This is a genomic window from Candidatus Neomarinimicrobiota bacterium (assembly GCA_041862535.1).
Lineage (GTDB): Bacteria > Fidelibacterota > Marinisomatia > SCGC-AAA003-L08 > TS1B11.
Window position 1 is genome coordinate 1 of the sequence record JBGVTM010000055.1, and the last position, 16,840, is coordinate 16,840.

Genomic DNA, 16,840 nt, shown 5'->3' on the forward strand with positions numbered 1-16,840 from the left:
CACCTTTGACTTGCTGCCCGCCTGGCTTGACGCCCAATACGACAGCGTTTTCGGTACGCCGTTGGAGGGAAATCTGGATACCTTAATCCGGGTGATGGCTTCTGATGGGGAACTGACTGACACATTGTTGGTAGGCGTAACGGTTAGCCCGGTGAATGATGCCCCTGTGATCACCTCTCTAGCCATTGCTGATGCAACCGAGGATGAATACTTCAGCTACCATGCCACTGCCGATGATCCCGAAAATCAGGCTATCACTTGGATATTTGACAAGCTACCCTCCTGGCTGACATCAAATGCAGACAGCGCATTTGGCGCACCATTGGAAGGAGACTTGGACACCACTTTCAGGATTATAGCTTCGGATGGCGAACTGACTGACACATTGGTGGTGAGTATCAGCGTCACCCCCGTAAATGATGCCCCGGTGATCACTTCGGCACATGCAGCCCAGGCCGCTGAGGACGAGCACTTTGTCTATCATGCCACCGCTGATGATCCCGAGGACAGTACTCTCATGTGGATTTTTGACGTGCGTCCCTGGTGGCTCGCCGCAGGAGCAGATAGTGTATTTGGAACTCCTCTTGAAGGTACGGTGGATACGCTATTCAGGATCATCGTTTCCGATGGTGAGCTTCACGATACTCTGCTAGTGGACGTGACGGTCATCCCGTTAAACGATCCGCCGATTATCACTTCGCCTGCCTCCGCCGAGGCTATCGAAGACATGTATTTCAGTTATCATGCTACGGCCACCGACCCGGAGGACAGCACGTTAACCTTCACATTTAGTATGCTACCAGATTGGCTATCCTCCCAGGCCGATAGCGTCTTCGGCATAACTCCTGAAGGTATCCTGAGCGATTCCTTCAGGGTAATCGCTTCGGATGGTGAATTAGCGGATACATTGAAGATACACATCACTATCATCCCCCTCTGGCCGCATATCGTGTTATCGGACGACAGTCTGGACTTCGGTCCTGTGCGCCGGGACAGCACGCGAGTGAGGGTCCTGGAGATCAGCAATCTGGGCGCGGACACCCTTGAGGTGACTGAACTGATCTTGCATCAACCGGTGTTCCAATTACAGCAGGGCCCGTTTTCTCTGGCGCCCCAGGACACAGAGGAAGTACTGATTGAGTTTACCCCCGCGGAACCGATCCTGTATCAGGATACACTCACCATTGAGCACAACGATCCGGATACAACGGCAATCCGGATTCCCATGACGGGTCAGGGCGTCAAGCCTACCATTTCCCTGTCTGCAACCGCATTATTATTCGGGAATGTGCTGTGCCAAGCTGACAGCACGCTCTCTTTCAAGATCCACAACCCAGGGAACGATACCCTTGTGATCTACAATCTGGAGGTCTCCGATCCGGTATTTTCGTTCGATGAGCAGAGTAATACAAATGTCAACCCCGAAGACAGTCTTGTTATTCAAGTCCGTTATGCTCCGGTTGATACAGGGAATGTGTTCACTTCATTAGTAATCAACTCTAATGACCCGGATCAAGGACAGACGAACGTCGATCTTAGCGGCCGGGGCGTGGCTCCGGAAACTAATATCAGCTGCAGATATTACGCTCTTGCTGCCGAGAGCGGTGATTCCGTTACTTTCGCGATACCTATCACTAACCGAGGGACTTATCCCCTGGATTATCAGATAAGCGTCAAGGCTTTTTGGATAGCCTACAACTGGCTGGCAGTGACCCCCCTATCCGGAAGTTTAGGTCCCAGCGAGATAGATGCTGTCCAAGTGTCGGTGATTAACTCGGCGAATTTAATTGAGGGGGATTATTCCGGTTTATTAGTCGTGACCACCAATGCTGCTGGATATCCTGAATTCTTCGTCACAACCGATTCAATTCAGGTGGACCTGAGAATACTACCGGACGGGTCGGTTACCTTTGCGAAATCCGGTGTACCGGCAGGGAATCCGGAACCGATCGTACTTAAAGATAACGGCGGGGTCGGTCTCGGAATTATCCTTGATTTCATAGCGTCAGCAGGTGGATCAGTGGAAGCATCCAGCGCGAATGTAACACCCCCCGTCGATTCGTCCACTATCATCATCGATCCCAATGACTTAATTGACATACCCGTGTATGCTGATTTTTATTGGGAGATCATAGCGTACATTGCCGGGGGATTTGCCGTTGATATAGCCTTTGACTATAGTAGGCTTCTGGGTGTATACAATCATAGTAGGCTTCGCCTTGCAAAACGCCCTGCTTTCGCTGGTGCGGCGGTACCCTGGCGAATCCTCACTCCCGATTCAGTCAGGGTTGATTCGTTGGCCAGGCAGATTATCGCTCTCCAGCAGTCAGCCTTCAGTCAATGGACTATCATGTCAGACGAAAGTGATAATCCATTCCGGGATATTCGGCCGCCGGAAATAGCCGGTATCGCGGCTAGTCCTGCCTTGCCAGCAATCTCAGAGAATGTCACGGTCAGTGCTAACATTACCGACGAGAGCCAGATTCAATCCGTGCACCTATTCTATCTAAAAGGTGGTGATGACCAATATACTTCTGAAGTGATGACCTTGGATAATTCGGATCTATACGTTGCTACGATTCCAGGAAGTGCTGTGACAATCACCGGTCTCGCCTATTACCTGAGTGCTGAGGATGAGAATTCAATAGCCGGAAATACAGACACATTCAGTATACCGGTGACGTTTCCAGATAAAGCCCTTACTACGGACATCTCTGAGAGTTTCTTCCCCACAGGTTATCCAAAGGATAAATGGCGGTTAATCTCGGTTCCAACAGAACTGGATGATCCCAATGTCCTTGGTACGATCGGTGATGAATTAGGTGAAAGAACAAAGAAGACTTGGCGTATCTTCTCCCTGGATGATGGTCAGTACTTGGAAAATCCCGCGGAATTTGGAATAAGTGAGGGTTACTGGCTTTACCAGCGCAAAGCAGCTGACATCACCTTAAGTACCGGAGCAGGGACATCCAGCGATCTGGCCGGGTATGTCCTGACCCTCGAGCCCGGGTGGAACTTCATCGGTTCCCCCTATCCCTTTGATGTGGCTTTCAATGCTGACCAGGCTGAATTCTACGGCCCGCTCACGTATGCCCTGAATGGCACAGAAGGCTGGTCAGACCTGCAAACGAAGTTGAAACCGTGGGGTGGCTACGCGATCTACAACCGGGATACTGAAAGTAGTGCTGAGATTGTTATCGATCCCTTTGCACAATCCCTGCTCAGACTTGTAAAAGGAGATAAGCAAGACATTCCCGGATGGAAGCTGAATATCCAAGCCGTTGGTCCAACGTACTCTGACGTGGCTAACTATATTGGTCGAATCAAGGGTGCAACGGAAGAGTGGGACCGGTTTGAGAATCCCGAGCCACCCTATATTGAAGGCTATATTTCACTTGCCATGGAACGTCCCGAGTGGGGTGGTGGTAAAGCCAGATGGACCTCAGACATCCGTTCCATTGAAGAAACAAATGGCGTATGGGATATCGATTTGTTCACCAGGCAAGAATCTGGGCCTATCCAGCTAACGTCTCAGTTGAAGGGAGAGATACCTGCTGATTTTGGGATCGTCCTGATTGATCTTATTACCCGTGAGACGCATGTCCTTCTGGATGGGCAACCTTCAATCAATATTACTGGCTTTCGAGAGGAGTTCCCCTATCATTTCAAGGCGGTGGCTGGTTCTCAGGCTTATGTGGAAGCGACTGTAAAGGAGATCCTGGCCGGACTTCCCACCGACTTTGCTCTAAGCCAGAACTATCCCAATCCCTTTAATCCCACCACTAGGATCAAATACACCGTGCCAAGACCGGAGAAGGTTTCACTGCGCATCTACAATATTCTGGGCCAGGAAGTTGTCACACTGGTGAATGACTGGACCGATCTGGGTGAACACGAGGTTTTATGGAACAGCCGGGATAAGTTCGGACGAGATCTGCCCTCAGGTATCTACTTCGCACACTTGAGAGCACCAAGTCATACCAGCACTATCAAGATGCTATTATTGAAATAGCGTGCGGGAAGTCCCGCCGTAGGCGGGGGTGCTGCTGAAGTAGCAGAAAAGGTTTAAGTGATCTCCCAAAGATTCAGTATGCCAATCTTGGCCGCATTAGGCATAACTATGCTCCCGATAGAATCCAGTGCTCAGTTGGATACGATGTGGACCAAAACCTATGGTGACAGCACCTACGATTACTTCTTTTCAGTTCACCCAACCGACAATGATGGTTAGTTGCTGGCAGGACACACGGGTTATCTCTCACCTCACTCAGACTATGATGTCTGGCTCATCAAGACGGATGCAGTGGAAGATACGGCCCGGATTCGGACATTCGGCGGAAGTAGCCTGGTCTTTTGGCAAGTGGGAAGCTGATATCTTGCTGATCAAGACCGATTCCGAGGGTAACACTGTCCCTAAGGTTGGGACTGGGGAATCTTCGTGAGAATCTTGCCTCTATGTTATGTCGTCAAATGGGCTGGCCCCCTGGCGACTCTGATTTTCGCCGCTGTAGCGCTATTCTGGCCAGCCTGTAAAAGACCGACGGAGCCGAAAAGGGAATTGATCTTCGGAAGAACCTTTGGTGGGCGTCTGGATGAAGTGGGCCATTCCATGCTACAGACGTTCGACGGTGGATTTGTAATTGTCGGGATGACCGGTTCCTATGGCGCGGGTAGTAATGATGTCTGGCTGATTAAGATCAGTGCTGCCGGAGAGGAGGAATGGAATCGAACCTACGGTGGGACACTATGGGATGAAGGCTTCTCTGTCCAGCAGACCGCTGACAGTGGGTATGTCATTACCGGGATCACCGAGTCCTATGGTGCCGGGGACTATGATGTCTGGCTTATTAAACTAAATGCAGAAGGTTCGGAAGAATGGACTCGCACATTCGGCGGTGGCCTATGGGACGGCGCTGCTTCAGTCTGTCAGACGTCCGATGGGGGATATATCCTGACTGGATACACCGACTCCTTTGGCGAAGGACCGGGTGATGTCTGGCTTATTAAAACGGATTCCGATGGAAGAGAGGTCTGGAATCGGACCTACGGCGGGAGTGGCTGGGATGGAGGCCGTTCCGTCCTGCAAACGTCAGAGGGGGGATATATTGTTGCGGGATATACAGAGTCTTATCGGGTGAAAGGATACGATGTCTGGCTTCTTAAAGTGGAGGCTTCTGGTGACACGATATGGAGCCGAACCCATGGGGGGAGAGGCACGAATATGGCTCATGCTGTCGCTCATACTGCCGATGGTGGGTATATCATCGCCGGACGTACTGATTTGCTCGGCACTGCCGGGTACGACGCCTTACTTATAAAAACGGACCCCGAGGGTAAGGAGGTCTGGACTCGCACATTCGGTGGGGATCAGGATGACCTGGCAAATTCTGTCCAGCAGACTAGTGATAATGGCTTTATTATCGTCGGTTATACTTATTCTTACGGTGCAGGCATGAGTGATATCTGGCTCATCAAGACCGATGCTGAAGGAACCGAGTCATGGACCCGAACTTATGGTGAAGCCTACCGGGATGTAGGCCATTCAGCCCTACAGACCGCCGACAGTGGATATGTCATCGTCGGTAACACGGAGTCTTTCAGCGCGGGTGATTATGATATCTGGTTCATCAGGACCAATGCCGAGGGCAATCCCATGGGGGGAGCAGAATAGGGATGGGATTTACTGGAGAGCAGTCGGGTAGGACAGTGAATTGTCTCCAATTCATCTGAGAGTAGAAGAGCGGCATACATCACCTTGCCCACCTTGTCACACCTGAATGCACCAAATCATCAAGATGGTGCTGTTGAAGTAGGGGACAGCTGACCTTCCCGTCGAGAAGCAAGACCTCAGCATACTGATTGTAGCATGCTGTAGGTCTTCAAAACATTTTACACAGTTTGAACTAAAAACTAAGAGACACATTTTGTGTCTCCAAGGTTTAGCTGACACCATCTCTGAAGCGTACCCCGCTTGATCTTCTCCGGGGCAAGATTGCCCGTCAATTCGGTTGGGATGTAATCACAGATTTCTACCCAGGTATGCGCTGCATTGAACACTTCAGGACCTACTCGGAGGAATAGATACCACCGCATTTGGCTAGGTACTCCGAGTGTTCCCGGGCTGCCAATTCCGTTATCTCTGCTGCTTCAGCGTGGCCGATATGATCTTTCCACAATCAGGCATGGGCATTGGGATTATCCTTAAACTCCTTAAGCAGAGCTAGGGGCACGCCGTTCTTATCGATAGGCAACGGTATGGAACCGGTGGTATCTACGCCAATACCGATTATATCATGGGGTGTGAAGGAGGAATACTGCTGCTTAGCTCAGGCGACTGGTGGTGACCTCCATTCCAATCAGATAGTCAGCCGGATTCTGCCGGGTCAGATTATGATCTGTGGAATCCGTGATAACACCAGCATCCCCGGCCTCATAGACGGGTACAGCTGTGACCAGCTCCTCTCCGGTAGCGACATCTACAATCAAACAATGCACCGAATTGGTCCCAAAATCAAAGCCGATAGTAGCCGCCATTATTTTGCTCTCCTTTTTACCAACATCATCAGTAAGGTGGATAATCCAGCATCATTCATTCGTTTCAGCACCACGTTCTAGTTCCACCCATTCTTTACCGATAGTCGCAGCTTCAAATGATCGAACCTAGCCTGTAAAATACAGGTACGCTGCGACGATGAGAATCATGACCAGTGCCGATGCAGCTACATCACGTATTGTCCAGCTGGCCCGAGAAGTCTGCCGATCTTCATCCGTGGTCGTAGCATAGGTGAGCCCGTTGATCTTCTCGTATGAGGGCACTTCGGTCAGCTTACTGACAACGATCATCACCACTACACAAACGATAAAGATGACCAGACTGTAATACTGGAAGAAGATATTATTAATCACCCAGAAAAATGAGCCCTCCGAGTAGGCAAATCCATGCATCAATTTAACGGGGGTATCGACAGCCAGACGGAACAGACCCATGATAAAACCGGTAATCAGGGCTGCCAAACAGCCTTTGGCATTCAGCCGCTTATTGAATACACCGAGAAAGAATACCACAAAGATGGGTGGTGCCAGATACGCCTGAACACCTTGCAGATAATCATAAAGTCCCTTACCTCCCCTGATAACCGGAATCCAGGCCAGGCCGATAAGGACCATGACGGTGGTGGCGACTCTACCCATCCAAACCAGTTGATGCTGGCTAACTGCGGGTCGCAGTCGGGAGTAGAAATCCATGGTAAACAGAGTGGATGATGCATTGAAGACACCGGCGAGCGAACTCATCAAGGCAGCCAGCAGTCCAGCTACAACAATACCCCGTACACCAACCGGTAGAACATTTGCCACCAGCAAGGGGAAGGCTTTCTGGGCATTGTCCCGGAGAAGCTGGCCATCGGCACCGAACAATTGATCCTGCAGAACCTGCACCTGCCCGCTTTTCGCCAAAGCAAATGCGATCATGCCTGGAATAATGAAAATAAATACTGGGAGGAGCTTCAGGAAGGCGGCAGCGATAGAGCCGCGACGGGCTTCAGTTTCATTGGGTGCCCCCAACGCCCGCTGCACGATATACTGATCTGTGGTCCAGTACCACAAGCCAATGATGGGTGCGCAAAACAGCATCCCAAGCCAGGGGTAATTATCATTGAAGTACCAGGCCATGCGGCCTGCTTCCCATAGCGGTGCCCAGGTGCTTTCTACCCCAGCCGGTACCAGCGGTTTCCAGAGATTGAACATCTCCGATCCAGCAATGGCTCGTAGCTCCCCCCAGCCACCTAAGGCGTGTAACCCGAAGACCGTCACTAAAATGGATCCGATTACTAGGACGACGGTCTGCAAGGCCTCGGTGTAGGCCACGGCACGTAGACCACCCAGAATGGTATAGATGCCGGTCAGTACAATCACCAGAATGGAACCAACCCAGAAACTGTCCATGCCCAGGAAATTCATTTCCGGGAGTAAGACGCTGAAGACGATACCACCTGCAAAGATTCCCACTGCGATTTTGGTTAAGATGTACGCTACCAACGAGATAACCGAGAGAACCGTACGGGCGGCCGGTGAGAAACGTTTTTCTAGAAACTCGGGCATGGTAAACACCTTCGACCGGGTGTAAAACGGAACCATGACCCATCCCAGCACTAGCAGGCACCAGGCATGCAGTTCATAGTGTGCCATGGCCACGCCATCAGTGGCACCCGTACCAGCCAGCCCGACCAGATGTTCCGACCCGATGTTCGAGGCGAAAATGGACGCTCCTACGATAAACCAACCCAAATGACGACCAGCCAGGAAATAATCCGTAGAGGTATCCTGGCGTTGTTTGATGGTCCACCAGGCTAGTCCAAGAAGAACTAGGAAGTATAATCCAATAACAATCCAATCGAAGGTTTCAAAACTATTCATTGGGTATTTTTCCCTGAATATTCATGGATGAATATCTTGATCATGCTTTCCACCACGGGATATTCACAACTAATATTGTTCGCGAATCTATCGTTTAGTAGTCAACCTTGATTGCACAACTCAGTATCATGCTATCGCTCTGCCTTGACCCGCTTGGTTGAGTGGCCTGCCCCTATGCTTTGGCCCACACCCAAAGTTAGGATATTGGGTTTCAGTTAGCACTTCTTAAGCCTTCAGCTGGTAACATCTGGGGACCTGGAAGTATCGCTTCAGGAGCCGGCGGCCGGTATCCAAGACTGCTGTGGGGACGCACGTGGTTGTACTGCTGTCTCCATCTCTCCCGACTCGGTCTTCTTCTCATTCATCTGATACTCCTTTGCTTCGTTTCCATCTTAGCAAAAGTGTCTCTTAGCAAAAACACACGAATGGGCCACACTGCTCTGACACCGAACAGGTCAAAAATTAAGTTTATTATGGCAGATTGACTTGTTGAACCATATCTTGTATTGTTCCCATGGTATGAATGAGGCTCTGTGCCTTCGTATTGGATAGTGGTTGTGTAGGATTTTTACCTACAAGAATTTGATATGATATCCTACATGCTAATCAGGCATAGTCCTACAGGTTTCTTATCCTATGTGCCTTATTATTGTAAGGGAAATGTGAAAAGAAGCACTTTCCTCCGTGAACCTGCTGTCTTCTGTACGGGGCTCTGGTAGCTAAAATGATAATCTTAGGAGAGAAATCATGAAACGACTCCTACTGCCTGCTTTACTTCTCACGAGTGCCTCAACAGTAACTATCATTGGCTGCGGAAAGGGACTCACCGAAGGCTCCATGGATGCCAGGAATCCTGTATCTCGCTGTATACTCTGTATACTATCCGACGAGAGCGTTCTGACCCGCCTGCCCATCGGGATGAGCGTTCCTGGGTCTCGCTAGGGGCTTTTATCAGCCACCGGGCAATGTGCTGGTATATGCTGCCATCCCCATTTTTATTACCCACTCCCTCTGGCAGATACATAACGTGTTAGTCATCGTCGAAGATATTCTCTACCTCGGAGCGTATTTATGTCTGCGCAAATAGACTTCCTGTTGGTCTTATTGGGTACCATCGTAATAGTGGCGACGGTTATCACTTTAGCTATACATATGGTCATTAGCAGCAAACGGGATCTCGCCGACCGCATGCAGGCGGAAGAGGATGCTGAGCGGCACAGCGAAGAACTTGCCGCCCTCAATGCCATTGCCGTAGTGGTGAGTCAATCGCTCGATCTGGATGAAATCCTGAACACTGCTCTGGACAAGGTATTGGAACTGATGAATCTGGATGTCGGTGGGATATATCTTGCCGATCCTGTGCGCCATGAGTTGGACCTGGCCGTTCATCGGGGCATATCGGAAGAATTCGCCGATGAAGTAAAATCAGTAAGCGTGGATGAGAAGACTCTGGAAGCAGTGATGGCTGAGGGTAAGCTGCGGAAATTCATACTCTCGGTAGAGGCAGTAATTAAGGATCGAGTGGAGCTGAAGAGAATTCTGTCAGCCATGAAAAAGGAGGGCCTAAGTCCGACCGCTACTGTTCCGGTGCTGCTGCAAGCCAAGGAAGAAATTCTGGGGTTGATGACTGTGGCTAGCCGCGTTCCCCGGCAATTCTCTGAAGCTGAGTTTAAGTTGTTGACCTCCATTGGGCGGCAAATCGCCGTTGCCATCGAAAACGCGCGGCTGTACGAGAAGGAGAAGAGAAAGGCCAATCAACTGGCGCTGATCAGCGAAGTGGGTAAGAAGGCGGTCTCAATCCTCAATTTGGATAAGCTGCTGCAAGAAGCGACCCGCTCTATCCAGGAGAAATTCAACTACTATAATGTGTCCCTTTGCCTTTTAAATGAGGATCACAATGAGCTGGTGATGCCAGCCATCGCCGGTGGCTTTGAGCACATGGCCCCGGGGCAATATCGCCAGTCATTAAACGAGGGTATTATGGGCTTCGTCGCCCGAACGGGCCAGCCCTGGCTGGCTAACGACATCAGTGAGGACCCCTACTATGTCAAGGGCTTTTTGGGGGAGGTATTGACGAAATCGGAGCTATGCGTTCCGATCAAGCTGGGGGCAAAAATGCTCGGCGTCCTGGACATGCAAAGCATTCATATTAACGATTTTGCACCGGGAGACGTCCTGGCCATGGAGGCGATGGCTGACCAGATAGCTATTGCTATCGAGAACGCACGGCTGTATAGAGCAGCACAGGAAGTAATAAGCGAGCGCAAGCGGGCGGAGGAGGCACTGAGAGTAAGCGAGCTCAGGTATCGAAGCCTTGTAGATAATGCCGGTGCTGGCATTGCCACCGCTGATATCAAAGGAAGGCTTACTTATGTGAACCAGGCCCTTTGCAAGATAATGGGCTACTCCGAAAAGGAACTGATCGGGAAGCCTTTCGCAGACTTCCTTCATCCAGATGATAAGCGACACATATTGAAAATATTCTGGAATGCCTGGAAAGAGCCTGGCCGGGAAATCGAGTTGGAATTCCGGGTCATACATAAAAATGGCAGCGTCGTTCATATGCATTCCAGGCCAACCGTAACCTTTTTCAAGGAGGAGATAATTGGCTTTAACGCGATCATTGTGGACATTACCGAGCTCAAGCGGGTGGAGGAGGAAATTCGCCAAAGAAATGAAGACCTAACCTTTATTAATGAATTGAATAACGCTATCAACCGGGGTAAGAGCCTTCAGGAGGTAATTGAATTATTGGCCCGGGAGACCAGAGACATATTTTCTTCCTATGGAGCGGCAGTCTATCTCCTCAGCGAGGACAGTCAACACCTGATCATGCAGAACCTTCCCCTGACCCAGAAAACGGTAAATCAGATTGAAAAGCTGATCGATCGCAAAATACCCACCATTAAAGTCCCGTTAAAAGCCGGGAGCTTGAGTTCAGAGTGGTTGCACTCGTCGAAGCCAAAGATATTAAAGGATCCTGAGGAAATCCGGGATTGGGTCTGGGAATTCGCTGATAAGTCCAACCTTAACGGGAAACCCTTACCCAGGCCGCTTCAAAAGATCATCCCACAGATTAAAAGACTCCTGGGCATCAAATCGATCCTGGTTGTCCCGCTCGCCTCTAAAGGCAACGTCTTCGGCCTGCTGCATATTGCTGGAAGAGAACCATTTACTGAATCAGATCTCACACGGTTTGAGATTCTTTCCGGGCCGCTGACTGCTATGATCGTGCGCAAGCGGGTGGAAGAGGAACTGCGAGCTTCCGAATTAAAATTCCGATTGCTCTTTCACCAAGTACCTATGGGCGTTTTTCAAAGTACGCCGAGTGGCCGGTTATTAACCGTCAATCCCGCGCTTATGAAAATGCTTGGCTATGACACCGAGGAAGAAATGAGTGATCTCGATATAGCGCGGGATTTGTATGCGAACCCTGAAGATCGGAAATTTGTTACGCGAGAACTTGAAAAAACGGGAGAGCTTAGGAATATAGAACTACTTTTAAAAAGAAGGGATGGCACTGATATCACAGCGCTCGAAAATGCTTACACAGTTCGGGATGCGCAAGGCAAAGTAAAGTATTACGAAGGAACACTCACCGACATCACCGAGCTCAAGCGGGCGGAGGATCAATTGAGGGAATCCCGCGAGCAGTTACGTAGCCTGTCCGCTCACCTGCAGTCGGTTAGAGAAGATGAGAGAACCCAGATCGCCCGGGAGATACATGATGAGCTGGGACAGGAATTGACGGCCCTGAAGATGGATCTGTCCTGGTTGAAGAGCAAACTTCGGAAGGACCAGCAGCCCCTGGAGGAGAAGGCCAATGCCATGGGAGAACTGTCCAATTCCATGATTCAGACGGTGAAGAGAATTACCTCCGAGCTGCGACCAGCTATACTGGACGACCTTGGGGTGGCCGCCGCGATAGACTGGGAATTGGGGGAGTTCCACAAACGTACCGGGATCAAGTGTGACTTGAAGCTCGAGCCGGAGGACATCGTGCTGGATCCCGATCGTTCAACGGCGGTGTACCGCATTTTCCAGGAGACTCTGACGAACGTAAGCCGCCATGCTCAGGCCTCGACGGTCACGGTAACACTCCGGTTACGTCGTAAGAAGCTCAACCTGGAAATCGGCGACGATGGGGTAGGTATTTCGGAGGAACAGATTACCAACTCCCGATCCCTGGGCTTGATCGGTATGCATGAGAGAGCCGTCCAGTTTGGCGGTGAGGTCCGGATCGAAGGTAGAGAAGGTCAAGGAACTACGGTATCCGTTACAATTCCGCTCGATAATGGAGAGAATCGCCATGATTAGGGTGCTGATTGCAGACGATCATACCATCTTTAGGGCCGGGCTGAGGCAAATTCTAAACGAGATCCCGGACATTACCGCTCTCGATGAGGCCAGTAACGGTAAGGAGATCCTAGCCAGGTTGGCTCAGACACAATATGATGTAATTCTGCTCGATATTTCCATGCCCGGTGAAAGTGGGGTGGAGGTACTTAAGCAGATCAAACATGTCAGGCCGGAGCAGGCGGTACTCATCCTGAGTATGCATCCAGAAGAGCAATATGCCCTTCGGATTCTGAGGGCCGGTGCGTTAGGCTACCTGACCAAAGAGAGCGCTCCTGAGGAGCTGATAGCAGCCATCAGAAAAGTAGCCGCCGGTGGGAGATATATCAGCTCGAAGCTGGGCGTGGAACTAGCCATGAGATTGGATAAAGCATTCAGAGCCCCACGCCATGAGATACTATCCGATCGGGAATACCAGGTAATGATCATGATAGCTTCTGGCAAAACCATTAAGGAGATTGCCGAAGAACTACCCTTGAGTGTCAGCACCATCAATACCTATCGGACCCGGGTATTGGAAAAAATGGATATGAAAACGAATGTTGAATTGACCCGCTACGCCATTCAACGTGGACTGGTGGGGTAAGGTATTCAGGGCGCTTCTCGCTTCCTCAACATTCTTAGCCTTCCTACCAAATACTCACCTACCTGTAGGATAATACCTACAGCCTTGTAGTTCGAGTACTACAACATACTCAGCCAGATACTATAACCTTTAGTACATATACTACAAGATTATCAGTTTTATCCTACAACAAAATCATCCTTTTGCCATATGCTTTTCCCGCCGTATTCCTTAAAGTCCGCATACGGCCTACCGGCAGGTTTACCGGAATCAGATAAAATAGGTAAGGGTAATCATAAAGGTCTTCATCGCAGACGATTCTTCAGTTGTCAGGGAACGGTTAACGACAATGCTCTCTGAAATTGAAGGAATAGAAATAATCGGGGAGGCCCGGGATGGTATCGAAGCCAGGGATCGCATCCTGGAGCTTAAGCCCGATGTTTTGGTGCTTGACATTCGGATGCCCTGGCGCAGCGGTATCGATGTGCTGCACGACATCAAGCAGCATGATCCAGCAATCGTGGTCATTGTCCTGACGAATTACCCTTATCCTCAATACCGCAAGCAGTGTATGGAGAGGGGCGCGGATTTTTTTTTCGATAAGTCGACGGAATTTGAAAAGGTTCCTGAGGTAATCACCCAATTACTTCGAGACAGCCAGCGGTAACAACGGAAACAAAGGTCTCTACGAGGAAGTGAGCAACCGGTTTCGCAAGAGGAATACGAGGGATCAAGATAAGACAAAGGTGCAGCTCATTAATGAGTTAGTAGCGCTGCGTCAGAAGATTGTCAAACTTGAAAAATCTGATGCCGCGCGCCACCGAGAGACTCTGGCCCTTCAAGAGGCTTATGAACATACGCAGGCGATTGTCAATTCGGTGCCTGAGCCCCTGTTAGTGCTTGATTCCGACCTGCGTGTGACCTCAGCAAACCTTTCATTTTACCAAACCTTCCACGTAACGCCAGCGGAAACTGAAGGGCAGGTATTCTTCAAGCTGTGGAATCACCAATGGAAAAACTCCCAGCTTCGGCGGTTATTGAGGAACACTCTGTCCCAAAATACCACCCTGCATGACTTTAAAGTAGAGAACGACTTTCCTACCCTTGGCCGGCGGATCATGTTGCTGAGTGCCCGCCGGATTAATCACAGGACGAACAATGCCAAATGGATCATTTTAGCCTTCGAAGATATAACTGAATCCAAACTGGCGGAGCGGGCTGCACAAGCAAAGCAGGAGTATGCCACGAATAGGGTGGAGTCGGTACATGAGCCCCTGGTGGTGCTGGATGCCAACCTGCGGGTGGTTGGTGGAGATAATTAACAACATTCAGTAGTTGGAATGAAAACCATCATCGTAGACGATTCTGATCTTATTCGCCAACGCCTGGTTGATATCCTCTCTGATTTTCCAGAGGTGGAAATCATTGGCCAGGAGGGTGAGGCGCATCAAGCTATAGTCTCTATCCGATTAGAGAAGCCTGATCTGGTGATTCTGGATATTGGACTAATAGGCGGCAACGGCATTGACGTCTTACACGAAATCAAGCGTGATAATCCTGATATCAAGGTAATCATGCTCACCAGTTATCCAGTCCCACAACACCAGCGACGATGCATGGAAGAAGGAGCAGACGCGTTTCTGGATAAGTCCAATGGATTTAAGCACATCAAGCCAATTGTTGAAAGTTTCGCCGTGGAAGCGGCGGCCAGGATGAAGCCTAGTCCTACCGATAAACACCTCAATCCCTCCTCGTAGTACCAACATGCTACCACTTGCCCACCTTTCCATCATTGTCTCTAGTGCGACGATGCCCATCTCTAGCTTAACGAAACGCCCCCCGCTAATAGTAGTCAATGGGTCAGCGTCTGCTGTGCCCGATGAGGTGATCCAATTTGGTAATCTAATCAGTATCACGGCTACCTGCGGCAGGGGGCGTTTCACCCGCCCCGTACCCAGCAGCGATACAACCGCGGTTCAGCTGGCTGGAATAAGCAATTCGATTATAAGGATAAGACGTTATTTTCCTAAAATAGGATTATCCTTTTGTTAGCATAAATCAGGCCAGTTTTGATGGATATTATTTCCATAGTTAATCAAAAAGGAGGTACCGGAAAAACAACTACAGCAATTAACCTTGGGGCTGCATTGGCTACCTTTGGGAAAAAGGTTTTACTCATCGATTTGGATCCCCAAGCCAATCTCACTTATTCACTGGGAATTATCGAACCCGAAGGGAGTATGGCAGATGTATTTGCGGGGACCAGGGATTTGAATTCCATTCTAGTCGATTGCGATAATTTGAAGGTTGCACCCAGCTCGACTGAACTGGTTAATGTGGAAATAGCAATTATAGATGATTCTAACCGGGAAAAGTATTTAATGCATTCTCTTAAGAAACATCAAAATGAATATGATTACATATTAGTTGATGTACCCCCTTCCCTATCAGTATTAACGCTGAATGCTTTATTCGCTTCCACTAGTCTCATCATTCCACTGCAGATGGAAGTTCTCACTATGAGAGGTTTAGTCCAATTGCTGGAAACAATCGAAGAGTTTCGGCGAGAATATGGCAAGAGATTAATAGTGAAGGGTATTGCTGCAGTAAAATATGATTCACGCAGGAAATTGAGTTCGGAAATTTTAAATCATATTAAAACCAAAATAAATGGATACATCTTCAAAACAGTAATAAGGGAAAATGTGCGCATTGCAGAGGCACCTTCCTATGCAACCAGTGTGATTCATTATGCTCCGAGATCCAATGGCGCTCGAGACTATTTGGCTCTGGCTAAGGAGTTATTACAACGGAACCGAATAAGGAGGCTATAATGCCAATAGGAGAAAATATTGATTTTGGGGAAAAACAATTACTTAAAAAAACCGGACCGCAGAAGAGGACCACTATTAAATCCTCCGGGGTGAAAAAATCTCAGCCTGCTATAGAAAACTACCTAGAAGATGTGGACGAGACTTATGCTAATCGACGGCTGGAGCTTCTGCTCAATGCTCTGGAGGCTGCACGCAATGGTGATCTATCGGTTCGGTTAACTAAGGAAAAAAGCGATATTTTTGGTGATATAGCGGACTCATACAACCACATGGTCGATATGATGGGCAGGATAATTGGTGAACTATCGCGGGTTTCAATGGAAGTAGGTACGGCAGGTGTTTTAGGAGGACAAGCAACCATAGAGGGAGCGGCCGGTTCATGGCAATCGCTTATCAGTAGCGTTAACGGCCTCGCCAGCAACCTTACCAACCAGGTTCGGAATATTGCTGAAGTGACCACCGCTGTAGCCAACGGAGATCTCACCAAGGCTATCACCGTAGAGGCTCGGGGTGAGATCGCTCTGCTCAAAGATACCATCAATCAGATGGTGGCCAATCTGCAGGCCTTCGGTTCCGAAGTGACCCGGGTGGCTCGGGAGGTAGGCACGGAAGGGAAGCTGGGTGGTCAGGCCGAGGTGCCGGGGGTAGCCGGTACCTGGAAGGACCTGAC

Annotated in this window: 11 protein-coding genes and 1 pseudogene; 9 read left to right on the top strand and 3 right to left on the bottom strand. The window is 49.7% G+C overall.

Going from position 1 to position 16,840, the window contains the following annotated elements; genetic code table 11:
* Positions 1 to 4,012 (top strand): choice-of-anchor D domain-containing protein (locus ACETWG_02200; GenBank protein ID MFB0515400.1); only part of this gene is annotated, 4,012 nt, incomplete at its 5' end.
* 546 nt (positions 4,013 to 4,558) lie between these two features.
* Positions 4,559 to 5,671, top strand: a complete 1,113-nt coding sequence (locus tag ACETWG_02205) for a hypothetical protein (GenBank protein ID MFB0515401.1) — start codon at positions 4,559 to 4,561, stop codon at positions 5,669 to 5,671.
* Between the two features lie 650 nt (positions 5,672 to 6,321).
* On the opposite strand, the gene ACETWG_02210 is transcribed toward ACETWG_02205, so the two are convergent.
* The 3 genes and pseudogenes from ACETWG_02210 to ACETWG_02220 form a co-directional block, all read right to left on the bottom strand.
* A complete protein-coding gene (locus tag ACETWG_02210) occupies positions 6,322 to 6,534 on the bottom strand; it encodes a hypothetical protein (protein MFB0515402.1) in 213 nt (70 codons plus the stop codon).
* 126 nt (positions 6,535 to 6,660) lie between these two features.
* Entirely contained in the window at positions 6,661 to 8,415 is a 1,755-nt protein-coding gene (locus ACETWG_02215; protein ID MFB0515403.1) for a sodium:solute symporter, read from the bottom strand.
* 211 nt (positions 8,416 to 8,626) lie between these two features.
* Positions 8,627 to 8,755 (bottom strand): annotated as a pseudogene (locus tag ACETWG_02220) (integrase core domain-containing protein).
* 731 nt (positions 8,756 to 9,486) lie between these two features.
* Between ACETWG_02220 and ACETWG_02225 the strand changes: the two are divergent.
* The 7 genes from ACETWG_02225 to ACETWG_02255 all read left to right on the top strand — a co-directional run.
* A complete protein-coding gene (locus ACETWG_02225) occupies positions 9,487 to 12,732 on the top strand; it encodes a PAS domain S-box protein (GenBank protein ID MFB0515404.1) in 3,246 nt (1,081 codons plus the stop codon).
* Entirely contained in the window at positions 12,725 to 13,357 is a 633-nt protein-coding gene (locus ACETWG_02230) for a response regulator (GenBank protein MFB0515405.1), read from the top strand. The genes ACETWG_02225 and ACETWG_02230 overlap by 8 nt, the downstream gene beginning before the upstream one ends.
* A 286-nt stretch (positions 13,358 to 13,643) precedes the next feature.
* Positions 13,644 to 14,003, top strand: a complete 360-nt coding sequence (locus ACETWG_02235; protein ID MFB0515406.1) for a response regulator transcription factor — start codon at positions 13,644 to 13,646, stop codon at positions 14,001 to 14,003.
* 28 nt (positions 14,004 to 14,031) lie between these two features.
* Positions 14,032 to 14,658, top strand: coding sequence for a PAS domain-containing protein (locus ACETWG_02240; protein ID MFB0515407.1), 627 nt, complete (start codon positions 14,032 to 14,034; stop codon positions 14,656 to 14,658).
* A gap of 18 nt (positions 14,659 to 14,676) precedes the next feature.
* On the top strand, positions 14,677 to 15,093 hold the full coding sequence (locus tag ACETWG_02245; GenBank protein ID MFB0515408.1) for a response regulator transcription factor: 417 nt from the start codon (positions 14,677 to 14,679) through the stop codon (positions 15,091 to 15,093).
* Between the two features lie 315 nt (positions 15,094 to 15,408).
* Positions 15,409 to 16,170 (top strand): ParA family protein, encoded by a 762-nt coding sequence (locus tag ACETWG_02250; protein MFB0515409.1) that lies wholly within the window; start codon positions 15,409 to 15,411, stop codon positions 16,168 to 16,170.
* Positions 16,170 to 16,840 (top strand): HAMP domain-containing protein (locus ACETWG_02255; GenBank protein MFB0515410.1); only part of this gene is annotated, 671 nt, incomplete at its 3' end. The genes ACETWG_02250 and ACETWG_02255, both read left to right, overlap by 1 nt.

Excerpts from the sequence above, each read along its gene's own strand:
- ACETWG_02210 (MFB0515402.1), bottom strand. The coding sequence starts at position 6,534 with ATGGCGGCTACTATCGGCTTTGATTTTGGGACCAATTCGGTGCATTGT.
- ACETWG_02215 (MFB0515403.1), bottom strand. The coding sequence starts at position 8,415 with ATGAATAGTTTTGAAACCTTCGATTGGATTGTTATTGGATTATACTTC.
- ACETWG_02225 (MFB0515404.1), top strand. The coding sequence starts at position 9,487 with ATGTCTGCGCAAATAGACTTCCTGTTGGTCTTATTGGGTACCATCGTA.
- ACETWG_02230 (MFB0515405.1), top strand. The coding sequence starts at position 12,725 with ATGATTAGGGTGCTGATTGCAGACGATCATACCATCTTTAGGGCCGGG.
- ACETWG_02245 (MFB0515408.1), top strand. The coding sequence starts at position 14,677 with ATGAAAACCATCATCGTAGACGATTCTGATCTTATTCGCCAACGCCTG.
- ACETWG_02250 (MFB0515409.1), top strand. The coding sequence starts at position 15,409 with ATGGATATTATTTCCATAGTTAATCAAAAAGGAGGTACCGGAAAAACA.